The 24,802-nt window shown below is 67.2% G+C and carries 22 protein-coding genes; 8 read left to right on the forward strand and 14 right to left on the reverse strand.

The features are described from left to right. The first annotated feature begins 2 nt into the window (after positions 1–2). The 6 genes from EGX94_RS04830 (at position 3) to ilvD (ending at position 7,726) form a co-directional block, all read left to right on the forward strand. Positions 3–275, forward strand: coding sequence for an HPr family phosphocarrier protein (locus EGX94_RS04830; protein WP_021797464.1), 273 nt, complete (start codon positions 3–5; stop codon positions 273–275). Between the two features lie 591 nt (positions 276–866). Then, the gene (locus tag EGX94_RS04835) at positions 867–1,619 is read left to right on the forward strand and encodes an ABC transporter ATP-binding protein (RefSeq protein WP_021797466.1); all 753 of its coding nucleotides are present in this window, start codon (positions 867–869) and stop codon (positions 1,617–1,619) included. Between the two features lie 5 nt (positions 1,620–1,624). Then, on the forward strand, positions 1,625–4,036 hold the full coding sequence (locus EGX94_RS04840; protein ID WP_021797459.1) for an ABC transporter permease: 2,412 nt from the start codon (positions 1,625–1,627) through the stop codon (positions 4,034–4,036). 218 nt (positions 4,037–4,254) lie between these two features. Then, positions 4,255–5,274 carry a zinc-dependent alcohol dehydrogenase family protein gene (locus tag EGX94_RS04845; RefSeq protein ID WP_028707111.1) on the forward strand — a complete coding sequence of 340 codons (1,020 nt, stop codon included), beginning with the start codon at positions 4,255–4,257 and terminating at the stop codon, positions 5,272–5,274. 67 nt (positions 5,275–5,341) lie between these two features. After that, positions 5,342–5,767, forward strand: a complete 426-nt coding sequence (locus EGX94_RS04850) for a hypothetical protein (RefSeq protein WP_021798837.1) — start codon at positions 5,342–5,344, stop codon at positions 5,765–5,767. A 114-nt stretch (positions 5,768–5,881) separates the two neighbouring features. Continuing rightward, positions 5,882–7,726 (forward strand): dihydroxy-acid dehydratase, encoded by a 1,845-nt coding sequence (gene ilvD / locus EGX94_RS04855; protein ID WP_021798816.1) that lies wholly within the window; start codon positions 5,882–5,884, stop codon positions 7,724–7,726. Positions 7,727–7,919: 193 nt separating this feature from the next. Here ilvD and EGX94_RS04860 read toward each other — a convergent pair whose 3' ends face one another. The 7 genes from EGX94_RS04860 to EGX94_RS04900 all read right to left on the reverse strand — a co-directional run bounded on the left by EGX94_RS04860 (position 7,920) and on the right by EGX94_RS04900 (position 12,392). After that, positions 7,920–8,363: a transposase gene (locus tag EGX94_RS04860; protein WP_021798815.1), complete on the reverse strand. Its 444-nt coding sequence runs from the start codon at positions 8,361–8,363 to the stop codon at positions 7,920–7,922. Positions 8,364–9,146: 783 nt separating this feature from the next. Continuing rightward, positions 9,147–9,659, reverse strand: coding sequence for an SUKH-4 family immunity protein (locus EGX94_RS04875; RefSeq protein ID WP_021798826.1), 513 nt, complete (start codon positions 9,657–9,659; stop codon positions 9,147–9,149). After that, entirely contained in the window at positions 9,656–9,904 is a 249-nt protein-coding gene (locus tag EGX94_RS04880) for a nucleic acid/nucleotide deaminase domain-containing protein (protein WP_123825967.1), read from the reverse strand. The genes EGX94_RS04875 and EGX94_RS04880 overlap by 4 nt, the downstream gene beginning before the upstream one ends. Further along, entirely contained in the window at positions 9,888–10,967 is a 1,080-nt protein-coding gene (locus tag EGX94_RS04885; RefSeq protein WP_021798832.1) for an IS630 family transposase, read from the reverse strand. The genes EGX94_RS04880 and EGX94_RS04885 overlap by 17 nt, the downstream gene beginning before the upstream one ends. Before the next feature lie 109 nt (positions 10,968–11,076). Next, entirely contained in the window at positions 11,077–11,571 is a 495-nt protein-coding gene (locus EGX94_RS04890) for a hypothetical protein (protein ID WP_123825867.1), read from the reverse strand. A gap of 17 nt (positions 11,572–11,588) precedes the next feature. Beyond that, positions 11,589–11,843 carry a nucleic acid/nucleotide deaminase domain-containing protein gene (locus EGX94_RS14290; protein WP_081660868.1) on the reverse strand — a complete coding sequence of 85 codons (255 nt, stop codon included), beginning with the start codon at positions 11,841–11,843 and terminating at the stop codon, positions 11,589–11,591. A gap of 42 nt (positions 11,844–11,885) precedes the next feature. Beyond that, positions 11,886–12,392, reverse strand: coding sequence for an IS630 family transposase (locus tag EGX94_RS04900; protein WP_043123375.1), 507 nt, complete (start codon positions 12,390–12,392; stop codon positions 11,886–11,888). A 19-nt stretch (positions 12,393–12,411) separates the two neighbouring features. Here EGX94_RS04900 and EGX94_RS13355 point away from each other — a divergent pair, with 19 nt between their 5' ends. Next, positions 12,412–13,023, forward strand: coding sequence for a hypothetical protein (locus EGX94_RS13355; protein ID WP_155948354.1), 612 nt, complete (start codon positions 12,412–12,414; stop codon positions 13,021–13,023). Positions 13,024–13,046: 23 nt separating this feature from the next. On the opposite strand, the gene EGX94_RS04910 is transcribed toward EGX94_RS13355, so the two are convergent. The 6 genes from EGX94_RS04910 to EGX94_RS04935 form a co-directional block, all read right to left on the reverse strand. After that, the gene (locus EGX94_RS04910; protein WP_123825969.1) at positions 13,047–13,409 is read right to left on the reverse strand and encodes a hypothetical protein; all 363 of its coding nucleotides are present in this window, start codon (positions 13,407–13,409) and stop codon (positions 13,047–13,049) included. A gap of 204 nt (positions 13,410–13,613) precedes the next feature. Beyond that, entirely contained in the window at positions 13,614–19,094 is a 5,481-nt protein-coding gene (locus EGX94_RS04915; protein WP_021798817.1) for a DUF6531 domain-containing protein, read from the reverse strand. A 465-nt stretch (positions 19,095–19,559) separates the two neighbouring features. Continuing rightward, the gene (locus EGX94_RS04920) at positions 19,560–20,180 is read right to left on the reverse strand and encodes a LysE/ArgO family amino acid transporter (protein ID WP_021798838.1); all 621 of its coding nucleotides are present in this window, start codon (positions 20,178–20,180) and stop codon (positions 19,560–19,562) included. A gap of 118 nt (positions 20,181–20,298) precedes the next feature. Next, the gene (gene fbaA, locus EGX94_RS04925; RefSeq protein ID WP_021798830.1) at positions 20,299–21,321 is read right to left on the reverse strand and encodes a class II fructose-bisphosphate aldolase; all 1,023 of its coding nucleotides are present in this window, start codon (positions 21,319–21,321) and stop codon (positions 20,299–20,301) included. 179 nt (positions 21,322–21,500) lie between these two features. Continuing rightward, on the reverse strand, positions 21,501–22,124 hold the full coding sequence (locus EGX94_RS04930; RefSeq protein ID WP_021798818.1) for a hypothetical protein: 624 nt from the start codon (positions 22,122–22,124) through the stop codon (positions 21,501–21,503). Between the two features lie 163 nt (positions 22,125–22,287). Beyond that, positions 22,288–22,920, reverse strand: a complete 633-nt coding sequence (locus EGX94_RS04935) for a TrmH family RNA methyltransferase (protein WP_226906072.1) — start codon at positions 22,918–22,920, stop codon at positions 22,288–22,290. A 141-nt stretch (positions 22,921–23,061) separates the two neighbouring features. Here EGX94_RS04935 and EGX94_RS04940 point away from each other — a divergent pair, with 141 nt between their 5' ends. Then, entirely contained in the window at positions 23,062–23,778 is a 717-nt protein-coding gene (locus tag EGX94_RS04940) for a DedA family protein (protein ID WP_021798835.1), read from the forward strand. Between the two features lie 265 nt (positions 23,779–24,043). Here EGX94_RS04940 and EGX94_RS04945 read toward each other — a convergent pair whose 3' ends face one another. Next, positions 24,044–24,802: a LemA family protein gene (locus EGX94_RS04945; protein WP_021798825.1), complete on the reverse strand. Its 759-nt coding sequence runs from the start codon at positions 24,800–24,802 to the stop codon at positions 24,044–24,046.

Below are 24,802 nucleotides of genomic sequence, written 5' to 3' on the forward strand. Positions count from 1 at the left end.
CGATGATCGGCAGATCCGTCACCATCGGCGACCCGCTGGGGGTGCACGCGCGGGCGGCGGCGCTCCTGGCGCGAACCGCCGGGCGCTTCAAGTCGTCGGTGTGGCTGAGCTGCCACGACGGGCGGGCCTCGCTCACCAACCAGCTCAGGGTCATGGCGCTCGGCATCGGCCCCGGTGACGAGGTGCTCGTCCTCGCCGACGGCATCGACGAGGACGAGGCCCTCGAAGCCGTCGCCGCCCAGCTCGGGCTCCGCATCGACCCCTCGAACGGGTGAGGGGGCGCCCACCGACACGGGCGCCCCCACCATTCCCACCTCACCTTTGTGCTCGCACCTCGGACATAACCCGGGTGCGAACCGAAAAGCGAGGTGCGAACCGACGGACGAGGTACGGGCCGACGGACGAAGTGCGGGCCGATGGACGAAGCGCGGAGGACCCAAGAGCCGAGCCGGTCAGAGACTCCCCGTCCCCTCATCCTGGTGGTGGCCCCGTCGGGAGGGGCCACGGCCGGTCGCCGGACCCGGCATGACGTACAGCCCCTGTCGCACGAACGATCCGGGAAGTGCCGCCACGCGCAGCACGGTGAGAACGGTCTCGCCGTCCGCGGCCCTGGAAACCACGAACGATCCGGGAAGTGCCGCCACGCCCTGTTCGAGAGCGCCGATCACGTCCTCGCGGCCCGGGAAGCCACGAACGATCCGGCACGAATGATCCGGGAAGCGCCGCCACCGGGCCTGACGGCGCCAGCCGACCGCTGACAGGTACACTCCCTGCGGAGGATCGCCCCTCCTGACGGAGGACCGCTCCCCTGTCGGAAGGCCCCGTTCATTCCTATGCTTAGGGCAGCCTGAACTTAGGAGCCCGCCGTGTCCACCGTATCCTGCACCGCCCCGGATCCTGCACCCCGCGGGGAGGCGCCCGACCTCGCCCGCGTGGAGCATCTGACGAAGAGCTTCGGCCGGGACGGGGCACGCACCACCGTCCTCGACGACGTCACCCTGGAACTGGGCAGGGGCGAGATCTGCGTGCTGCTGGGCCCCTCGGGCTCGGGCAAGTCGACCTTCCTCAACCTCGTGGGCGGCCTGGAACCGGCCGACTCCGGGACCGTCGCCGTGGACGGCGAGGAGGTCACCGCGCTGACCGGTCGCCGCCTGGTGGACTACCGACGCCGCGAGCTCGGCTTCGTCTTCCAGTTCTACAACCTGATCCCCGATCTCACCGTGCGCGAGAACATCGAGGTCTGCGCCTGCCTCGTCCCCGAGCCCCTCGACGTCGACGGGCTCCTCCGCGACCTGGGCCTGTGGGAGCACCGCGACAAGCTGCCCCGCCAGGTCTCCGGCGGCCAGCAGCAGCGCTGCGCCATCGGACGCGCCCTGGTGAAGAAGCCCGATCTGCTCCTGTGCGACGAGCCCACCGGCGCCCTCGACCACGAGACGAGCAAGGAGGTGCTCGGCGTCCTCGAGCGCGTCAACCGCATCCACGGCTGCACCATCGTCATCGTCACCCACAACGACGCCATCGGCGCCATGGCGCACCGCACCCTGCGGCTGCGCGACGGCCGGCTCGTGCAGAACGAGGTCGCCGAGCATCCGGTGGCGGCGTCCGAGCTCGAGTGGTGAGCGCCGTGACCGGATCCCCCGCCGCCCGCCCGCGCAGCCCGCTGCGTCACCGGTTGCCCCGCCAGCTGCGCGCCAACGCCGGCCGCTGGGCGGCGATCCTGGTGCTCCTGCTCGCCGTCTCGGCCACCGGCACCGGCTATCTGTCCGCGGCCGCCTCCATCACGAAGACCACGCACACGCTCCGCGCGGACTACGCCGTCGAGGACGGGCGCATCACCACGGCCGCGGAGCTCACCGACGAGCAGTCCCGGGTGCTCTCCGACGCCGGCCTCGAGATGCACGACAACCGCTCCCGCGACACGCCCCTGGTCATCGACGCCGCCCACCTGGCCGACGGCGAGGACCCGGACGCGACGGTCACCCTGCGCCTCCACACGCCGCGCGACGGCTTCGACCTCGAAGCGCTCCACGAGGGCGCGATGCCCGCCGCCGACGACGAACTCGCCCTCGACACGACCTTCGCCAGGGCGCACCGGCTGGGCGTCGGAGACACCGTCACCGCCGCCGGCACGAGCTGGACGATCAGCGGCCTCGTCACGCTCCCCGACTACACGGCCCTGTTCAAGACGAACTCGGGCATCGTCATGAACACCCTGACCTTCGGGGTCGGCACGGTGACCCCCGAGGGCTGGAAGCGCCTGGACGGCGTCGGCGGCGTCCCGACCGCCTTCACCGGCTCCTTCTTCCTCGACGACGCCCTGTCGGCCGACACCACCGCGCACGTCGGCCTCGACGGCTCCGCGCTCACCGACGGCGACGGCACCCTCACCGCCGGCGAGCGCCACGACGTCGAGACCGACGCGGCGGCCCGTCTCGTCGCCGCCGGGGCCCGGGTGACCTCGCTCATCGACGCGGACGACAACATGGGCATCACCTACGGGATCGACGACGTCGACCACGACTCGGTCTTCATCACCTGGCTGCTCATCGTCCTCGTCGTCGTCGTGGCCTTCATCGTCATCGTCATCTCCTCGGCGACGATCGAGTCCGAGAGCTCGGTGATCGGCACGCTGCTGGCCTCCGGCTGGCGCCGCGGCGAGCTGCTGCGCCACTACCTCGCCCTGCCGGCGCTCGTCGGCGCGACCGCCTGCCTGGCCGGCAACATCCTCGGCCACACGGTGCTGACCGCCCCGATGCGGAGCATCTACTACGACATGTACAGCCTGCCGCCCTGCACGGCGAGCTTCTCGGTGCGGGCCCTCCTGCTCACGACGGTGCTGCCGCTGGTCCTCCTCATCGGCATCACGGCCCTCGGCCTGGTCCGCGCGCTGCGCCGCACCCCGCTCCAGTTCCTGCGCCACGAGCACCGCCGCCGCGGACACCGCGCGGTGCACCTGCCCGCGCGGCTGCCCTTCCGCACGAGATTCCGCCTGCGCCTGCTGCTGCAGGCCAGGGCCGCCTTCGCCACGCTCTTCGCCGGCATCGTCCTGTCCAGCTTCCTCCTCATGGCGGGCCTGTCCTTCCTGCCGATCGTCGACAACTACACCGAGGACACCATCGCCGATCTGCCCGCCGCCTACACCTACGCGCTGAGCGCGCCGGTCGACCCGGCCGACGCGGGCCCCGACCCCGGCGCCGGGGCCTCGGCCGAGCGCATCACCACGACCGTCCTGCGGGTCGAGCGCCGCTGGGACGCCGGGCCGATGGACGTGCAGCTCCTCGGCGTCGACCCGGACTCGCCCCACCTCGGCGGCCTCGACGTGGCCGACGGCCGCGTCGTCGTCGGCGCGGGTCTGCTGGACAAGACGGACGTCCGGGTGGGCGACGAGCTCACTCTCACCGACAGGTACACGGGCACGCAGTACCGGTTCACCGTCGCGGGCACCCGGGGCAACAGCACCGATGTGCGCGTCTACCTGTCGCGCGCCGAACTCAACGGGATGCTGGGCGAGGCGCCCGACGCCTTCAACGGCTATCTGTCCGACAGCGCGCTCGAGCTGCCGTCCGAGGCCGTCGCCTCGGTCATGACCGAGCAGGACGTGCGCACCGCCGCCGACCAGGTCTCGGCCTCGGCCTCCACGATCATGCGGATGGCCGCCGTCCTCGCGATCCTCGTCTTCGTCATCGTCGTCCACCTGCTGACGAAGACGGTCATCGACCGGGGCGCCCGCACGATCTCCCTGCTCAAGGTGCTCGGGTACCGCGACGACGAGGTCTCGGCGGTCTACGTGCGCACTGTGACGCTGACCGTCATGGCCTCCCTGCTCGTGAGCCCCGTGCTCGTCGTCCGGTTCCTCGCGTGGGGCATCGCGCGGGTCTTCATCGGCTACGACGCGAACTTCGTGCTCGCCGTGCCCCCGGTCATGGTGGCCGAGGAGATCGCCATCGCCCTCGGCGCCTATCTGCTGGTGGCCGCCCTCCACCTGCTCCACGTGCGCCGGATCCCGCCGGGCGAGGCGCTGCGCGTGCAGGAGTGAGCGCGAGGACAAACCGGACGCCCGGCCCCGCCGAGGCCGGGCGTCCTGCACGCGAGCCGCCGGCCCCGGCATGCGCAGCCGGCTGCGCGCCGGGCCCGGCGGCCGCGCGGCTGCGGACCCGGCTTGCCCATGAGACCTAGTCTGGAAGACGTCATCCCTTGTCCCGGGTGACATGCCCTTCTTCCATGATCAGAGGAGACCACCACATGGACGAGACCATGCGCGGCGTCATCATGCACGCTCCCGGCGACGTCACCGTCGAGGACCGCCCGGTCCCCCACGTCGTCGAACCGACCGACGCCGTCCTCAGGGTCGAGATCGCCTGCATCTGCGGCTCCGACCTGTGGCCCTACCGCGGCCTCCAGCCCGTCGAGGAGTCCCCGATGGGCCACGAGTACATCGGCACGGTCGTCGAGGTCGGTTCCGAGGTGAAGAACGTCGCGGTCGGCGACTTCGTCGTCGGCTCCTTCTGCCTGTCCGACAACAGCTGCGAGATCTGCGCCTCCGGATACCAGTCCCGCTGCGTCAACGGCGGCTTCATGGGCGACACGCAGGCCCAGTACACCCGGGTGCCGCAGGCCGACGGCACCCTCGTCGTCGTGCCCGGCGGCAGACCCGACGACCCGGAGCTGCTCGCCTCCCTGCTGGCCGCCTCCGACGTGCTCGGCACCGGCTGGTTCGGTGCGGTCGCCGCCGAGGCCGGCCCGGGCCGGACCGTCGCCGTCGTCGGGGACGGCGCGGTGGGCCTGTCCGCGGTGCTCGCCGCGAAGACGCTCGGCGCCGAGAGGGTCATCGCAATGTCCCGCCACGAGGACCGCGCGGCCCTGGCGCGCGAGTTCGGCGCCGATGTCGTCGTCGCCGAGCGCGGCGACGAGGGCGCGGCCAGGGTCAAGGAGCTCACCGGCGGCCTGGGCGCCCACAGCGTCGTCGAGGCGGTCGGCAACCAGGTGTCCATGGATCAGGCCATCGCCTGCTGCCGCCCCGGCGGCAACATCGGTTTCGTCGGCGTCAGCCACGACCAGCAGATCGACGGCGGCGCCCTGTTCTTCTCCGAGGTGCACCTGCACGGCGGCCCCGCACCGGTGCGTCGCTTCCTGCCCGACCTCATCGACCGGATCCTGAGGAAGGAGATCGACCCCGGCAGGGTCTTCACCATGCGCCTGCCGCTGGAGCGGGCGGCCGAGGGCTACCGGGCGATGGACGAGCGCCGCGCCATCAAGGTGCTGCTGGAGCCCTGAGGCGGGGACGACGAGGACGCAGCCGCGCCGGGGCCCCGGGTCGGGGCGACGGCTGAGAAGGAGAACCGTGAGCCGCAGAGGAATCGTGGTCGCCGTCACCGCTGCCGTGGGCGTCCTGGCGCTGCTGGCGGGGGCCCTGTTCCTCCTGCTGCCGCCCGGGAACGGGGACACGAGCCATGTCAGCAGGCGGGTGGTCGACGCCGGGGGCCGCAGCCGGCAGGACATCGATGCCGCGATGGACGCCGTCGAGCGGGAGTTCGCCGGAGGCTACGAGGACTGCACGCTGACCGATCTGTGGTTCGACGGGAGAGCGGACCGCGAGCCGGAGTACCAGGACGAGTACGGCGCCGAGAACGTCCTCGTGCTCGATTCGAGGTTCACCACGGGGCGCCGGGCGCATCCCTCGTTCACCCGCACCACGAGGTGCAGCTGGGAGTGGATCCTCGTCAGGGACGGCGCCGGATGGAGGGTGGCCGACGCCGGCCAGGGCTGAGGACGGCGGGCGCCCGGCGGGATCGTCCCGTCGGACCGCCCGGACACGTTGTGGTCGGCAGCGGTCCGTAATCCTGGGGAGCCCTACTCTTGGGGGCGAGGAAAGGACCCGGCAATGCCAACACTGCGCTCACGCATCACGTACGAGGGGCGCCCGATGGCCGGTGCCCGCGCCCTGTGGCGCGCCACCGGCATGGGCGACGACGACTTCGGGAAGCCGATCGTCGCCGTCGCCAACTCGTTCACCGAGTTCGTGCCCGGGCACGTCGGGCTGCGCGAGGTCGGCCGGATCGTCGCCGACGCGGTGAAGGAGGCCGGCGGCGTCGCCAAGGAGTTCAACACGATCGCCGTCGACGACGGCATCGCCATGGGCCACGGGGGCATGCTCTACTCGCTGCCCAGCCGCGAGATCATCGCCGACTCCGTCGAGTACATGTGCAACGCCCACCAGGCCGACGCGCTCGTGTGCATCTCCAACTGCGACAAGATCACCCCCGGCATGCTGCTGGCCGCCCTGCGGCTGAACATCCCGACCGTCTTCGTCTCCGGAGGCGGCATGGAGTCCGGCAGGCCGATCACCAACGACGACGGCACGACGAGCTCCCGGCTCGACCTCATCCACCCGATGACCGCCTCGGCCGACGACTCCGTGTCGGACGCCGAGCTGGCGCGCATGGAGGCCAACGCCTGCCCCACCTGCGGGTCCTGCTCGGGCATGTTCACCGCGAACTCGATGAACTGCCTCACCGAGGCCCTCGGCCTGGCGCTGCCCGGCAACGGCACGACGCTGGCCACCTACAGCGCCCGCCGGGCCCTCTTCGCCGAGGCGGGCCGGCTCGTCGTCGCCAACGCCCGCCGCTGGTACGACGCCGGCGACGATTCCGTGCTGCCCCGCTCGATCGCCACCCGTGAGGCCTTCGCCAACGCGATGACGGTGGACATCGCCATGGGCGGCTCGACGAACACGATCCTCCACCTGCTGGCCGCCGCCCAGGAGGCCGGCGTCGACTTCGACCAGGACGACATCGACGAGCTCTCGCGCCACGTGCCCTGCCTGTGCAAGGTGGCCCCGAACAGCAACGTCTTCTTCCTCGAGGACGTCCACCGGGCCGGCGGCATCCCGGCGATCCTCGGCGAGCTGCGCCGCGGCGGCCTGCTCGACCTCGGCGTCCACTCGGTGCACCACGACTCGATGGCCTCCTTCCTGGACGACTGGGACGTGCGCGGCGGCTCGGCGCTGCCCGAGGCCGTCGAGCTGTTCCACGCCGCGCCCGGCGGCGTGCGCACCACCGAGATGTTCGGCTCGACGAACCGCTACGACGAGCTCGACACCGACCCGGTGAACGGCTGCATCCACGACATCGCCCATGCGTACACCGCCGACGGCGGTCTGGCCGTGCTGCACGGCAACATCGCCGTCGACGGCTGCGTCGTGAAGTCGGCCGGCGTGCCCGCAGACCAGTTCGTGTTCAGCGGCCCGGCGCACGTCACCGAGTCCCAGGAGGAGGCCGTCGAGCACATCCTCGGCGGCAAGGTGAAGGCCGGCGACGTCGTCGTCGTGCGCTACGAGGGCCCCAAGGGCGGCCCCGGCATGCAGGAGATGCTCTACCCCACGAGCTATCTCAAGGGCGTGGGTCTGGGGCCGCAGTGCGCGCTCATCACCGATGGCCGTTTCTCGGGCGGCAGCTCGGGCCTGTCGCTGGGCCACATCAGCCCCGAGGCGGCCGCGGGCGGGGCGATCGGCCTCGTGCGCGACGGCGACATCATCGACATCGACATCCCCGGCCGCACGATCAGCGTGCGGGTACCCGACGAGGAGCTCGCCGCGCGCCGCGCCGAGCAGGACGAGGCCGGCTGGCGGCCCCGCCACCGCGACCGCGAGGTCTCGAACGCGCTGAGGGTCTTCGCCCTGCTCGCCCAGAGCGCCGACAAGGGCGCCGCCCGCCGCAGGCTCGACTGATACGTGGGGGTCCCCTGTCAGATGGCAGGGTCAGGCGCCCCGTGCTGGTTGCATGGGGACGCCTGACCGTTGCCGGGTGTCGGGGCGCGGCGTGTCGTACGACGCGTGGTCGGTCTGATGTTCACGAGTTGGTTATCCCAATTCCCGGAAGCCTATTCAAGACTCTTGACAAACCCGGCTCTGACTATGGCCGTCATGAAACAAAATCGTTTCTGGTTTCGCGGGGTGGGAGGTGTTCGGAGTTGTGGTCGACGGTGCGGCCGGTGACGTGTGGGGCGGATGCGATGATGGTTTCTTCGGGGGTCTCGTGCTGGGTGGTGGTGGTGTTGTTCTTGGCGGTGTTCCGGACGTGCTCGGCCGGGTTGTGGTCGGGCGCGTACGGCGGCAGATAAACCGGTGTGATGCGCTCCAACAGCCGGCCCGGCTCGTAGAGGCCGGTCAACGCTTTCGCATGGTGGAAGCGGGCGTTGTCCAGAACGACCGCGATCTCGCCGGCCTCGGTTTCTCGTTGGAGCCGGTCCAGCGCGAGGATCGTCTGCCAGGTGTTCCGGTTCCCCTCGATCGGGTACAGCGTGACCTTCTTGCTGGTCAGGGAGAGGGCGCCGAAGAAGGACTGGGACGTCCTCTGCCGGTCCACGTGAAGTTCGGTTCGCTACCCCTTCGGGGAGCTGCATGCTGCGGTTCTCGGCTTCGTGCTCGAGGTACTCCTCGTCTGTGGTGTGGACCTCCCAGCCCTGGTCCAGCAGAGCCTCGACTTGGGTTTTCACCTCGGTCATGCGCCGGGTGATGGCCGGCTTGTCGCAGCGCTTGTCGAACTGGTTCTCGGCAGTTCGAGGCTCAGCCCGCACAGGCGCAGGAGCATCTGGTAGGAGGAGTCCGTCTGGTGTTCGGCGTCGAACAAGGATCTTCACGACCTCACGTATCGCCGAGACGTCCCAGAACTCGGCGTGGACACCAGACCGGGAGAGCGGCTGGGTCAGGATGGTCTTTAGTTCTTGCTCCTGCGCGCGAGTGGGTTTCGCTGCGTTCTGGTTCCCGGCGTGCCCAGTCAGGACCGAGCACATCCGCGTGCCCCGCCATTCCTGCACTGTCCTCTCAGCGCGCTCAACCATTTTCGCGATGATGTCGATTCCGACTCCTTCAGAGGTATACAGGATCGCTTCGGCCTTCATCCTGACGAGCACGTGACTGCCGGGCAGCTTCATTCATCTGATCAGGACGGCGATTTCTTCCGGCGTGGCCTAAACCTCATATCTCTATTGCATCCGAAACAGCGCAGCAAACTTATAAAAGGGTTTCGCTATAAATGGGATTCGTTTCGTGTCAACCATACTTGCCGAAACAGGTGAGAAATTCACCAGCCGATACCATTATTGCGTAGACTTCGTCATACGGATGAACCCAAACCGACCGCCGGCAATCATCCATCGATTCCATCAACGCCATATTCGGCTTTAAGAAATTCTGTAGAAAATTCGGCATAAGAGACAAAATCTTCCAGAAGCATCGGCCAGAAATAATCTGCACGGGAAAAAGCGGGTGGATCGACAGGTTTTAAAGTTTCGGCAATCTCTTTTGCTTTCAGCTGTATGAACTCTGAATCATCGTCATCTGAGTAATAGGGGTACGAGTCTGCGAATACGTTAAGAAAATAGATAAACGACTCAATACTTGAATTGACGAAAACATGTGAAGTTACCCGTCTCTTCCACACGCCATTGTTGTTCTCTTCTACGTAAATGTCGTATGGCGGTGTTCCAATTATTAAACACGTAGAGTCTTCCGTCTGACTAGGCTTTGCAGCACGAGTGAAGACTCCATAAACTTCATTGGGAATCCTTTCTAATTCAGCGAGAGGGCAAAATTTTTCCCATTCGGGGTTGATGCAAGTAGAGCTCCAAGGAGTTTTATCTATAATTAGGGTCACAATCATCTCCCAAATAATCCTCGTACAGCATTTCCCAAGGCCTGATTTGAAACTGTTTGAACTCCTGCATCACCAGAGGTCCATGGGAATGAATATGTTATTCCTGGTGGGTTTTTCATCTTGTTTAACTCATCCATACAGCTGGAGCAAGGGCGTCTTTCTGTGTAAAGATCAATGATTCTATCGCCATATTGATTTATCGCATTGGTTTCAGCGTGGCCTCCACCTCCAGATCTAGCTATGGCTGTCATGGAACAAAATCGTTTCTGGTTTCGCGGAGTGGGAGGTGCTCGAAGTCGTAGTCGAAGGCACGGCCGGTGACGTGGGAGGCGAGCACGTCGAGGACTCTTCAGGGGTCTCGCGCTGGATGTTCGCGATGTTGCTCTTGGCCGCGTTCCAGACGTGCCCGGCCGGGTTGTGGTCGGACGCGTACGGCGGCAGATGAATCGGCGTGATGCGCTCCAACAGCTGACCCGGCTCGTAGAGGTCGGTCAATGCTTTCGCGTGGTGGAAGCGGGCGTTGTCCAGGACAACTGCGATCTTCTCTGTCTCGGTTTCTCGTTGGAGCCGGTCCAGGGAGAGGATTGTCTGCTCGGTGTTCTGGTTGCCCTCGATCGGGTACAGTTTGACCTTCTTGCTGGTCAGGGAGAGCGCACCGAAGAACGACTGGGACGTCTTCTTCCGGTCCACGGACAGCTTGGTGCGCTGCCCTCTGGGGAGCCACATACGGCGAGTCTCGGCCTCGTGCTCCAAGCGGACCTCGTCCGCCGTGTAGACCTCCCAGCCTTGGTCCAACAGGGCCTTGACTTCGATCTTCACCTCGGCCATGCGCCGGGTGATGGCTTTCTCGTTGCGGTGCTCGTCGAACGGGTCGGGCAGCTCGAGACTCAGCCCGCACAGGCGCAGGAGCAGCTGGTACGAAGAATCCGCCTGGTACTCGACATCGAACATGATCTTCACGACCTCACGTATCGCCGGGACATCCCAGAACTCGGCATGAACACCAGACCGGGAGGGCGGCTGGGCCAAGATGGCCTTGAGTTCTTCCTTCCGGGTGCGAGTGAGTTTCGCCGCGTTCTGGTTCCCGGCATGCCCTGTCAGCACCGAGCACATCCTGGTGGCCTGCCACTCGGCCAGCCATTCCAGCACTGTCCGCTCCGTGCGCTCAACCATTTTCGCAATGATGCTGATATTGACTCCTTCAGAGGCATACAGGACAGCTTCTGCTTTCATCCGAACCAGCACATGATTGTCGGAACGCTTCTTCCACCTGATCAAGACGGCTGTTTCTTCCGGGATGACCCCGACCTGCATACCTCAATCATATCCGAAACAACACAGGAAATCCACGAAAAATACGGTTTCGTTTCATGTCAACCATAGTTTTGGATAACTCCCCAATCCATTACAAGACCGGTGGGGGTTAGTCCGTTGCGGCGTCAACCCCATATTCATCAAAAAGAAATTCTGTAGAAAATTCGCCATACGATTCAAAGTCCTCTAGGAGCCCAAACCAAAAATCTGTATCGCGAGAAACAGCTTTATCGATACTCACTAAAGCTTTCTTGATTTCACCTTCTTTTCTGCGTATGGACTCTATTTCAGTGTCGTCTGTATAATATGGATAAAATTGGGCAAAAGTTTCGAGTGACCAAATAAACTTATTTACATCCGAATTGATGAATTCGGGGCTATCGATGCCACTTCTCATAACAGATCCATCCCCCTCACAGATATAAATGCAACGATTCGGATTTCCAATCACCAATCTATCTGGAAAATCTCCACGGATCACAGGCTCGTCAATCCGATCGAAAACGCCATATACCCTTTTAGGAATTTTTCTAAGAGTTTCGTCGGGGCAAAATTTTCCCCAAATATCCTGAGCCCTGAACCCCCATGGGCTTCTGTCGATCATCGCTACCATAACAGTTGTTACCTCCCGAACAGATTTCGTACGGCATCGCCAAGTGCGCTATTTGTCGTATCTCTAATTGCTTGTGCAGTTTCATTTGCTCCTGATGTCCACGGATAAGAATACGTTGTATCGATATTTCTTCCTCGGAGCATTGGATCACATCGAGACGAACAGGGTTGACGTTCAGTGTACAGCTCGACAATTCGATCACCATATTGTTTGACAGCCCCCTGCTCGGCGTGCCAGTCTTTATTAGAGCGAAAAACTTCAATCGGACCATCTGGTCCATCGAGGCGAGTCGCTGCATATGGCCGTCATGAAACAAAATCGTTTCTGGTTTCGCGGGGTGGGAGGTTTTCGAAGTCGTAGTCGAATGTTCGGCTGGCGATGTATGAGGCGAACGCGCCGAAGGTTTCTTCGGGGGTCTCGTGCTGAATGTTCGCGATGTTGTTCCTGGCCGCGTTCCAGACGTGCTCGACCGGGTTGTGGTCGGGCGCGTACGGCGGCAGGAAAACAGGGGTGATGCGCTCCAGCAGCTGACCCGGCTCGTGGAGGCCGGTCAACGCTTTCGCGTGGTGGAATCGGACGTTGTCCAGGACGACCGCGATCTGCTCTGTCTCGGTTTCGCGTTGGAGTCGTTCCAGCGCGAGGATTGTCTGCTCGGTGTTCTGGTTGCCCTCGATCGGGTACAGTTTGACTTTTTTGCTGGTCAGCGAGAGGGCGCCGAAGAAGGACTGGGACGTCCTCTGCCGGTTCACGGACAGCTTGGTGCGTTGTCCTTTCGGGAGCCACATGCGGTGGGTCTCGGCCTCGTGCTCCAAGCGGATCTCGCCTTGCGGTGTGGGCCTCCCAGCCCTGATCCAGCAAGCTCTTGACTTGGGTTTTCACCTCGGTCATGCGTCTGGTGATGGCTTTCTCGTTGCGGTGCTTGTCGAACGGGTCGGGCAGTTCGAGGCTCAGCCCGCAGAAGCGCAGGAGCAGCTGGTACGAGGAGTCCGACTGGTGTTCGGCGTCGGACAGGGTCTTCACGACGTCACGTATCGCTGGGACGTCCCAGAACTCGGCGTGGACGCCCGTCCGGGAGGGCGGCTGGGCCAGGATGGCCTTGAGTTCTTCCTTCTGTGCGCGGGCGGGTTTCGCCGCGTTCTGGTTCCCGGCATGGCCGGTCAGCACCGAGCACACCCGCGTGGCCTGCCACTCGGCCAGCCATTCCTGCACTGTCCTCTCAGTGCGCTCGACCCTCTTCGCGATGATGTCGATTCCGACTCCTTCAGAGGCGTACAGGATCGCTTCTGCTTTCATCCGAACCAGCACATGATTGTCGGAACGCTTCTTCCATCTGATCAGGACGGCGGTTTCTTCCGGGGTGACCTCAACCTGCATGCTCCAATCATATCCGAAACGGCACAGGAAATCCACGAAAAACACAGTTTTGTTTCATGGTGGCCATAATGTCAGCTGATATAAAACTTTCCTCAACCGGTGTAAAAACTTTCCGGTAGAGTGAATGTTGAATGTGCTATTTTTCCGTTGTTGATGAATAAATCTATCTGATGAGTTTCTTCATTATCGACTGTTGCGTGAAGTAGATTTCCTGATGCTTCTCCGAGTGAAACCCCTTCAAGGGCAAGTCGATGACTTCTCCATCGAACTCCATTTTCGTCCAGGCATAGAATCCTCAACGGAGTGGTAACGACCACGACATTCTCTTCTGGATAAGAGCGAATATCCTGGATTGATCCGCTAGCTGCTATCTGTTCAAAGCTTGCTGGGTCATCCACGTTGCCGAGAAAAAGAACTCCTCGGATCACCGCTGCTAGTCTTCTTGGATTGGGCATGGCGACAAGTCTAGTCAGTGTCTTTCTTCCCATGTCTGGGCATATGAAAGTTGCAACCCAAGTGTTCCCGCGATGGTCGTCGATGAGAACGCTACGTCGAGTGGAGAATGGTGACTCAGTGCCAATAATATATTCGGTTCTACCGTCGGCGAAATCGATAAGTGTAGCGTCGAAATCAGAGTCAAAATTTTTTTCGTTCATCGATTACCTCGTATTGAAAAATCGGTGCATGATAACTTCGGTTCTCTCGCTTACTGATGGCCTTGTTGCAATTTCATATATTCCTGGATGGCCATTAATCTCTCCGCTTAATCGATACATGACATTGTCATTACTTAGGTTGGGTACATCTTTTTCCCAGAAACCTGGGGTTACTTTTCTTTGACCTTGCAAAATGATTTCTTCATCGAAACTCTGAGGGAAATTATGAAATGAATCACCCGCTTCAGCAGAACGATTAAGAACTCGACTCGAGTATATGTAATTCGTCTGACTGGCGTGCTCACCCACGTTTTCGGCGGCGTCTGTGCCGATGGTGGACAGTTCGTGTTCGCCGGTGGTGCGGGCGGCTTGTTCGGCTGCTTCGCGTCCGGTGGTCTCGGCCACTTCGCGTCCGGTGGCCTCGAGGGCTTCGCGGCCGGCTGTTTCGGCTGCTTCGCGTCCGGCCGCGGCTCCTCCGCCGCCGGGGACGGGGATGGCGCCGATGGCGGCCTCGGTGCCGACGCGGGCCCAGTCCACGGACCCGTTGGTGGCTTTCTGCTGCGCGATGCTGATCCCGCCCGAGGTGAGGGCCCCGGACAGGCTCATGAGCGCGACCCCGGCGGGCCCGCCGACGCCGGTGCACATGAGGGCGACACCGGCCACGACTGCGGCCCCGGCTGCGATGTATTCCCAGTTGTCCTTCAACCAGTCCCCGGCGGCCGCGACCCCGGTCTTGTGGGCGTCGCGCCAAGCGTTCATGTCGGCGTCGCTGAGCGGGTGCAGGCCGGACGGGTCGGTGAAGGCGACCGGGTTGTTGGCGGCGTACGCGTACGGGTTGCCGGCCCAGCCGGCCCCGGTCGTGGGGTCCTGCGGGTCGGGGCTGAGGAAGGCCCGGGTGGTGGGGTCGTAGACGCGGGCGCCCAGCAGCTCGAGGCCTCCGGGCAGCACCAACTCACCGGCCCTGCCCAGTAGCAGCCCACCGCCGGCGGCCGGGGTGGTGTCGAGTGGGGTGCCGGCGCCGGCGGCCCACGGGTCCGTGCCGCCGGTGGTGCGGGTGGTGCGCCAGCCGGGGGTCTGCCAGCCGGCGCCGGTGGTGGCGGTGAACCCCGGCACGCTGATCATGCTGGTGTCGGCGGCCGACAGCAGGGACGGGAACCCGACGGCGGTGTCCCAGTCCAGGGGCCGGCCGTCGAGGGCGGCGAGTTCACCGAGCGCGTCGGTGAACAGTGATGTGCGGGCCCGTTCCAAGGCCGAGTCGATGGTGACGGTCTCGAGGCGGGCCAGGGGCCCCCACCCGTAGGTGCGGATGGTGCCGTCGGCGTGCTCCTCGCGGACCCTGCGGCCGGCCGCGTCATAGGAGAACCAGACCGACAGGCCCTCCCCGCCGTCACCATCCCGGCCGTCACCATCCCGGCTGGCGTCCCGGCCGCCGTCATCCCGGCCGGTGTCCCGGCCGGTGGTGTCCACCCGGGTGAGTTGTCCGGCCGCGTCCCAGGTGTAGTCGACGCGACCGCCGTCGGGGGTGGTTTCGGCGACGAGTCGACCTGCCGGGTCCCAGGTGAAGGCGGTGGTGCCGCCGTCGCCGGTGGTGGCGGTGAGCTGGTTCGCGCCGTCGTAGGTGTAGGCGGTGTGGGCCCCGTCCCGGCTGGTCCATGCGACCCGGCCCTGTTCGTCGCGGCCCACGGCCGTGTGCGACACCACACCGCCGTGGCGGACGATGTGGCCGGTGACGAAGCCGTCGGTGTGCTCCCATTCCTGGCGGGTACCGCCGGCGGTCGCGGCGACCATCCGCCCGGACGGGCCGTACTCGTAGACCACCCGCCCGAACGCTGAACTGGTGACCTGGGTGAGCCTGCCCGCCGGGTCGTACCCGTAACGGACAGACCGGCCGTCGGGGGTGCGCATCCACGCCCTGCGCCCGTCGGCGTCATAGCCCCAGGACACGGCCCGGCCGTCCCGGGCCCGCTCGACGAGCCGGCCCGCATGATCCCACCGGACCGTGTGGGTGACACCGCCGGTCTCGGTCACCCGCATCAAGCGGTTCACGAAGTCGCGCACGACTCGGTGGTGCACGGCCCCGTCCCAGGACAGGGCCTCGAACCGGCCCGTGCGGTCGTAGGACCAGCCGGTCACATGCCCGTCCGGGCCGGTCTGGGACGTCTGCCGGCCCGCCGCGTCGTACTCGCCGACCGTGACCCTGCCCAACGGGTCCACCAGCTTGACCACCCGGCCGAGCTCGTCGCGTTCGTACCGGGTCACCCCGCCGGCCGGGTCCGTGACCTGCACCAGGGCCCCGGCCGTGTCGTAGCCGTACCGGGTCACCCCGCCCGTCCCGGAGACGGCCTCGACGAGGTTCCCGGCCCGGTCGTACCGGAACCGGCGCCGCCCGCACACCGGATCGGCGAGACCCGTCACACGGCCCGACCGGTCATAGGCGTACCGGGTCGTGCCGTACCCGGGGGCGTGCTTCACGGTCACGCGCCCGCACTCGTCGTAGGACCACCAGGCCCGCTCCCCACCAGGGCGGGCCTCCTCCACAAGCCTCGAATCCCCGTCATAGACGAAACAGGCCACCCCGCCCGCCGGGTCGGTCACCCGCGCGAGCCGGCCGCAGACGTCGTAGCCGTACCGGGTGACAGCCCCCGACGGCCGCACCACAGCGTTGACACGCCCGGCCGGGTCCCGTACCAGCCGGGTCGTGTTCCCCTCGCCGTCGATGAACTCGACCGGACGCCCGCACCGGTCGTACCGGGTCACCCGGTCGGCCCCGTCATCACCGGTCGTCACGGTGACCCGGCCCAGCCCGTCCGTCCGTACCGCCCCCGACGCGGCCCCGTCCGACACCGTCCGGACCCGCCCCCGGTTGCTCGTGACCCAGTCCACACGCACCCCGGTCGGATCCACCGTCGCCGCCAGCGCACCATTGACGTCGTACTCGCGGCGCCACGCGCCGCCGGCCGGGTCCACCGTCGCCACCAACCGGGACAGCCCGTCATGCACATACCGCCACCGGGCCCCGTCCGGCATCACCGTCTCGGCAAGATTCCCCAGATCATCCCACCGGGACGTCACAACCTCGCCCAACGGATCCGTGAATGTCTCCCGCTCCCCGTGCCCGCCGTATCCGTACCGCCTGCAACACCCGTCCGGGTCCACCACCGCGGACAGCCTGCCGCCGGTCGTGTGTTCGTACCGCCAGAGCGCCCCGTCCGGGTCCTGGCGGGAGGCGAGCCGGCCGGCCTCGTCGTAGCGGTACTCGGTGCGATGCCCCAGCGGGGTGACCGCCGCGACGACCCGGCCCGCCCCGTCACGGGCCAGTCGGGCCGTGTCCCCGTCCGCGTTCATGGCCGACACGAGGTCGCCGTGCCCGTCGTAACCCAGCCGCACCCGCACCCCGGCCGGATCCACCACCTCGGTCAGCAGGTTCTGGTCCCAGACCAGGCGGGTCACCCCGCCCTCCGGATCCGTCACCGTCGACGGATTCCGGCCGGCCCCCTCGTACTCGTACGAAGTGACCGACGGCCCCGACCCACCGGCGCTGCTGGTGTTTCCATGGCTGCTGCTGGTGGTGTCGGTGACGGTGACCTGCACGACCCGGTCGGCCTCGTCCCATTCGTAGTCGGTGCGGGCGCCGGACGCCTCCTGGCGTGTGATCAGCCGGCCTCGCGCGTCGTACCGGCACACGGTGGTCCGGCCGTCGCGGCCGGTGATCTGGACTCGGTTGCCCCACTGGTCCCAGCCGATGGACTGGCGGTTCCCGTCCGCGTCCACCATCCCCACCAGGCGGCCGGTCTGGTCGTGGATCCAGGTGTTCGCCCGGCCCCCGTCCTCGTCGGCGACCTGTGTCACACCGCCGGGCAGGTAGGTGTAGTGGGAGAGGCGGCCGAACCGGGACCGCTGCGATGTCACCTGCCCGTGCTCGTTGTAGGTGTTGGCGGCCTCGACCACACCATCCGGGTCCGTGACGGTGGCGATGAGACCCTGTTCGTTCCACCCGTAGCGGCGGGCCCCGCCGGCGGTTCGGGCTTCCAGGAGTCTGCCGGCCGGGTCGTAGCCGTAGTCGACGCGGCGTCCATCCGACGCGGCCAGGGCGGTGATCCGCGTGTGGTGGTCGTTCCATTCGATGGTGACGGCCCGGCCCCGCTCGTGGGTGAGGCCGACCAGCCGGTCCCCGTCCCACCGGTGATCCACCCTGGTGCCTGGGCCACGAGACACCGAGACGGGCCTGCCGGCCCGGTCGAACACCCACCGGCCACCCGCATTGTCCGACACCACGAACACCCCGGCACCACCAGCGGCGCCGGTGGTGGGGGCGTCGCCGGGGGTGGGGCCGGTGGTGTCGGTGGTGGTGTGGAGCCAGTAGGTGTCGTTGTGGGCCCGGTCCCAGCCGTTGCCGAGTCTCGGGAACACGACATGCCGGCCGGAGGGCTGTACCCACACCGCGCCGTCCTCGGTCACAAGCAGCCGTTGGTCGGCTGTGGAAGCCCAGCCGGGCCCGAACGCCCCGATACCGGCCGACAGGGAGTTGTACACGCGGTCGAACCCGAGGGACGCGCACCCGCCGTCGAACGACAGGTCGGTCTCCGGCTCCACGAAGTTCCCGGTCGTCGTGTTGACCGGGTCGTCCGCATACCCCGACGTCTGCGGGTCGCCCAGGATGGTGGGGGCGGTCACGTCGACCGGCCGGCGGGTCCGGGCCACGCCGGCGGCCTGCAAGGACGCGTCGAGGGCCGCGTCCGAGACCGCCGAGATGGCCCCCGAGCCGCCGGCGGCCTCGAACGCGGCCGCGACCGTGTCGACCCAGCGGGTCTCGTTCGTGTTGTTCGCCCCGAACGAGGCCAGCGCGGTCGTGATCCCCGACGTGTCGATGCTGCACCACGAGCACCTGTCCGCGAAATCAGACAGCGCCCCCTCCAGGGTGCCCTTCTGCGTCGTGACCGTGTCATTGGCGCCGGTCACATTCGACGAGTACGTCCGCAGATCATCGGGCCGGGCCGAGGACACGCCCCCCGCCTGGCCCGGGGCGGGTTCGGACCAGGGTGTGGTCGTGACCTCGTGGGGCTGCGGCAGCGGTACCTGGGCGGGTCCTGCGGGGGGCTTGTCGCCGTTGGACACCCAGTCCCAGCCCCTCTTGACAATGTTCTCCCGGTCCTGCCGGTCCGCCCACTCCTTGGCCCGCCTCCTCCGCTCACGTTCGGCCTGGGCGGCCTCCTTCAGCTTCTGCACCTCGGCCACCAGGTCGTCCAACGCCGACGCGATGTTCGTGCAGTCCGTCGAGGCCATCCTCGCGTTCGTGTCGAACACGTCCGCGTAGTGGCCCTCGAAATCCGTCGACGCGGTCGACGCCCACGACGACCTCGAGGCCGCCTGCCCCGTCAGGGTGCCCGACAAGACCGTCGCCGCCGACTTCAGGGTGTCGGCCGTGGCGTCGTCGAACGCCACCGGCTCGTCATAGGCTCCCAGCCTGCCCGAGTACTCGGCCACGACACGATCCTCCCCACACAGGTACAGACAGGCCGACACCGGGGGCGGGCGGCCACACCCCACCGACGCTAAACCCCCACACCAGGCGAACACCACCCCGACAGGGGCCGGCCCGGCCCGGGTGGGGAGGGAATCAGGGAGACCCCCTCAGGGGGCGGGGGATCCGAAGCCCCACAGAGACACAGGACACGTACACTGCCCGAGAACCTGTAGGGCCCCGTGGACGAGCAGGTTCTCCAGCCGATCCGCACCCGGCACGGTCAACAGCCCCGTCCGAACTGCGCAGTCAGAACCCAGCGTCATCAAGTGAAGATCCCGGCCGAAAGGCACGGGGACGGAGTCCCGCAGGACCCTCCAGACCTCCCGACCAGCAGCGTTCACCCGGCCGATCGCTCCCCAGGGCTCCCTGCACGGCCCCGAGGCCGGCAGGCGCATCGGCCCCGGGACCGGACCGGGATCACCCGGTCACCACATCCCCCGCCCGGCTCCGAGCGCCAGCCTGAGGGCCAGCAGGACCATCACCACGCCGATGACCAGGTCCAGGCCCCGCCACAGCCCCGGGCGGGCCAACGGTCCGGACAACGCGCGGGCCCCGAAGCCGAGAGCGCAGAACCAGCAGGCCGAACCGCTCACGGCGCCGGCGGTGAAGAGCCACCGCAGCGCGCCGTGCTGGTTGGCCAGGGAGCCGATGAGGACCATCGTGTCGAGGTAGACGTGCGGGTTGAGCCAGGTCATCGCGAGCGTCGTGAGGACCACCGGGCCCAGCCCGGGACCGGCCTCGCCGCAGGCCCTGAGCGCCTCGTCATCGGGACGCAGCCCCGCGCGGAGGCTGACGAACGCGAACCAGCACAGATAGACCACCCCGGCCCGGGTCAGCGCGGTGAGCACCCATGCCGCGCGCTCCACGACGAACCCGATGCCCAGCGTGCCCGCGCTCATGAGGACGACGTCGGAGGCGATGCAGACGCCGACCACCCAGCCCAGGTGCGCCCGACGCAGCCCCTGCCTCAGCACCCACGCGTTCTGGGCGCCGATGGCGACGATGAGGCCGAGCCCCGTGACGAGGCCGGTGAGGTAGGTGTCCACCCCATCGACCCTAGCCGCGGAAGAAGGTGACTCCGTTCCCGGCGGGACTGCCACCCATCCCGGACGCGGATCGGGGCCGGCCCCGAAGGACCGGCCCCGATGGGTCTCGTGCGCCGTGTCAGCCCTGGTGGGTGCCCACCGAGCCGAGCTGCTGGCAGGCCTCGACGATGCGGGCCGACATGCCGGCCTCGGCCGACTTGCCCCAGCTGCGCGGGTCGTAGGTCTTCTTGTTGCCGACCTCGCCGTCGATCTTGAGGACGCCGTCGTAGTTCTTGAACATGTGGTCGGCGACCGGACGCGTGAAGGCGTACTGGGTGTCGGTGTCGATGTTCATCTTGATGACGCCGTAGCTCACGGCGTCGGCGATCTCCTGCGGGGTGGAGCCCGAGCCGCCGTGGAAGACGAGGTCGAACGGCTTGTCCTTGCCGTACTTCGCGCCGCAGGCGTCCTGGATCTCCTTGAGGATCTCCGGGCGCAGCTTCACATGGCCGGGCTTGTAGGCGCCGTGCACGTTGCCGAAGGTGAGGGCCGTGATGTAGCGGCCCTGCTCGCCCAGGCCGAGGACCTCGAGGGTGCGCATGCCGTCGGCGACCGTGGTGTACAGCTTCTCGTTGATCTCGCCGGTCACGCCGTCCTCCTCGCCGCCGACGGCGCCGACCTCGATCTCGAGGATGATGTGGGCCTTGGAGGTGCGGGTGAGCAGCTCCTTGGCGATCTGGAGGTTCTCCTCGACCTCGATGGCCGAGCCGTCCCACATGTGGGAGTTGAACAGCGGATCCTCGCCGCGGTCGACGCGCTCCTGGCTGATGGCGATGAGCGGGTTGACGTAGCTGTCGAGCTTCTCCTTCTGGCAGTGGTCGGTGTGGAGGGCGACGTTGACCGGGTAGTTCTTGGCGACGACGCGGGCGTACTCGGCGAGGGCGACAGCGCCGGTGACCTTGTCCTTGATGGTGGGGCCGGAGGCGTACTCGGCGCCGCCGGTGGAGATCTGCACGATGCCGTCCGAACCGGCGTCGGCGAAGCCGCGCAGGGCAGCGTTGAGGGTCTGCGACGACGTGATGTTGATCGCGGGGTAGGCGAAACCGCCCTTCTTCGCGCGATCGATCATCTCGGCGTAGACCTCAGGAGTTGCAATGGGCATGGATGCTTCTTTCTCTTGCTGTCATCCGAACGAACCGGACTGTCCGGGCCCGCAGGCCGAACGGTTCAACCTGGCGGGCACGACCCGCGGGCCGTGCTGGTTCCGATTCTTTCAAACACCGTCACCGCTTGGGAACCCGTCCCGGCCCGCGGCGGAGGATTCCCGGTGCCGAGCAGGGGTCACCGGCCCTGACCGGACCAGATGTCATCGCAGACGATCATGTCGAGGTTGAGGCGCCCGCCGGAGTAGGCGTAGAGGCCCCCGTCGATCCCGCCGGGCAGGACGTCGAGGATGCTGAACGGCACCGCCCAGTGGGTGCCATCGGTGCGCTCGACGCGCAGCTCGGGGCCCGGGGTGTCCCAGCGCCGCACGCCGCGGACGGCGGCCACCTCGCTCCAGGGCAGGTACTCGACGCGGTCGACGTGGCGCAGCACGAGGCCGAGGCGCTCGATGCGCATCACCTGGCCCGGCACGAGCGCCTTCAGGGCCCGGCGCAGGTCGTGCCGCCGGATGATCCGGACGAGCAGCCGGCCGAGGGCGTAGAGCGTCGGCGTGCACATGAGCACGACGACGAACAGCCTTCCGGGGCTCAGCGGGAACAGGGGCGCCGACGGAAGATAGGACATGAGCAGGGAGCCGGTGATGGCGGCGCTGATGACGATCGAGAGGATCAGGCCGACGAGGCCCTTCCGGGCGAGGGCGGCGCGCCGGACGAGCAGATCGGGCACGACCGACACCGTGAAGGCGGTGTGCACGGGCCGCGCGACGGCGCCCGGGTCGGTGCTCACGTTGATCTGGCTCACGCGGTCAGTCTAATCGGCGCGGACCGGCCGCCGCCGGACCGTGGTGTGCGGCCCCCTCCGGTCGTCCGGCGATCGGCGCGGCGCCGGGCGCCCGGGGGGCCGTGCGGCCCGCGCAGCCATCTCAACTTGCCGGAAGACGTGCGGCCCGCACAGCCGGAGACCGTCACCGGGACCGCCCGGAACCGCCGGTGGGCCGGCCGGTCGGGTCGGACACTCCCCCGTCGCCGCCTCCGGCGTGCTGGAGCGCCCAGTGGTACATCGCGATGGCCGCAGCGGCACCGGCGTTGATCGAGCGGGTGGAGCCGTACTGGGTGATCGAGACGAGCACCGCGCAGGCATCCGCGAGCTCGTCGGTCAGGCCGCCGCCCTCGGAGCCGAACACCAGGCAGCACCGCTCGGGCAGCCGGACGCCCTCCAGCGGCACCGCGCCGGGCAGGTTGTCGACGCCGATCATCGTCAGCCCCTGCGCACGGCAGTGATCGACGAGCGAGGCGACGTCGGGGTGGTGGTGCACGTGGAGGTAGCGGTCGGTGACCATGGCGCCTCGGCGGTTCCACCGGCGGCGCCCGACGATGTGCACCCCGGCGACGTTGAAGGCGTTCCCGGTGCGGATGATCGAACCGATGTTGAAGTCGTGGGCCCAGTTCTGGATGGCCACGTGCAGCGGGTGACGCCGCGCGTCCAGGTCGGCGACGATCGCCTCGACGCTCCAGTAGCGGTAGCCGTCGAGCACATTGCGCCGGTCGCCCTCGGCGAGCAGCCGGGGGTCATAGCGCCCGCCGGTCGGCCAGGGCAGCGGGGCCGGCCCGACACCGACCCGCGGGACCGTCGGATCGGCGGACCCGGCGTCCGCGCGTCCCGCCTTCCCACGGGGAGGCTCGAGGTCGCTTCCGGGATTTTCCACGCCGCCCCAGGTTACCCTTGTGTGGTGAATCTCATGACCCTGCTCACGCTCGTGCCCATGATGCCCTCCTGGATGGACCCCGCGACGATCATCCACGCCCTCGGGAACGGGGCGCTGTGGGGCGTCTGCCTCATCCTCTTCGTCGAGTGCGCCATCTTCCCCGTCCTTCCCGGCGACTCCCTGCTCTTCACGATGGGCATGTTCATCGCGATGAACCCGCCGTCCATCACCTTCGGGACGATGTCCAAGCCGCTCGTCTACGTCGTGGCGTGCGCGATCATGACCGTCTTCGCGGTCGGCGGCAACATCGCCGGCTATCACATCGGCAGGACCGTCGCGCCGTGGCTCTTCAAGCCGCGCGACGGCTTCATCGGCAGGGTCTTCAGCCCCAGGCACCTCGACGACACCCACGACTTCTTCGAGCGCTACGGCTCGAAGGCCCTCGTGCTCGGCCGCTTCGTGCCCTTCGTCCGCACCTTCGTGACGATGGTCGCCGGCGCCGCCGGGATGACCTTCCGCCACTTCATCTCGTGGACGGCCGTCGGCGGCGTCCTCTGGGCCTGGGGCATCACGCTGGCCGGCTGTCTGCTGGGCAATGTGGCGTTCATCGGCAACCACATCGATCTCATCCTCGTGCTCATCGTCCTCGTCTCGGCCATCCCCATGGTCATCGAGTGGTGGAACGGCAAACGCCGCGAGGCCAGGGAGGAGGCCGCCGTCGAGGAGACCCTGGCCGACCTCGTCGAGTGACCGCCCGGCCCGGGACCGTCCCCGAGCGGGAGCCCGCACCCCGCCAAGCGCCCTGCGGGGCCGGCCCGGCCGCAGTCGCACCCCGAGCGGGAGAGGGCTCTCGCGGCACGCGCCCCTCGGAACGAGGCGGACCCGCCGGGGGCGCGGACTCCATCGATGCCCGGACCCATCGAGGCGCACCCCCGCGGACGGAGGAGGGCCCCGGCACCGGATGGTGTCGGGGCCCTTCCGTCGTGCCGCGCGGGTCATCACCGCGCCGGCGCCGCTACTGCTGGGCGGGGGGCTGGAAGCCCGGGCCCCGCGGGTACTGCTGGGGCTGCGGGGCCCGCGGGTACTGCTGGGCGGGGGGCTGGAAGCCGGGCGCCTGGTTCTGCTGACCCTGGGCGATCGCTCCGGGCTCCTGCTGCTGGACGGGCCCGGGGGTCTGCTGGGTGTTGCCCCGGGTGCCGAGCTCGCTGAAGTCGACGTCCGGGTTGGCGCGCATGGTCGGGTCGTCCACCTGGAAGTAGGAGGCCTGGGTGAAGTGGAACATGCCCGCCACGATGTTGGACGGGAAGGACTCGACCTTCGTGTTGTAGTCCCCCACGACCGCGTTGTAGTAGCGGCGGGAGTTGGCGATGCGGTCCTCGGTCTGGGAGAGCTCGCCGACCAGCTGGCGGAAGCCGGCGTCCGCCTTGAGCTCGGGGTAGGCCTCGGCGGTGGCGATGATGGTGCCCACCGCGCCGCTCAGCTGCGACTCGACGGCCACGCGCTCGGCGCTCGGCGCGCCGCTCGTGTCGAGGGTCCGGGCCTGGTTGCGCAGGGCGATGACGTCGGCCAGCGTGGTGCGCTCGTACGCGGCGTAGCCCTTGACCGTCTCGACGAGGGACGGGATGAGGTCGTAGCGGCGGTTGAGCTCGACGTCGACCTGGCGCCAGGCCTCCTGGAGCTTGTTGCGCAGGCCGACGAGCTTGTTGTACGGGCCGATGAAGAGCACGACGACGATGGCCAGGAGAACGACCAGGAGGATGATTCCGATGATCAT

This window comes from Propionibacterium acidifaciens, from assembly GCF_003798325.1.
GTDB lineage: Bacteria > Actinomycetota > Actinomycetes > Propionibacteriales > Propionibacteriaceae > Propionibacterium > Propionibacterium acidifaciens.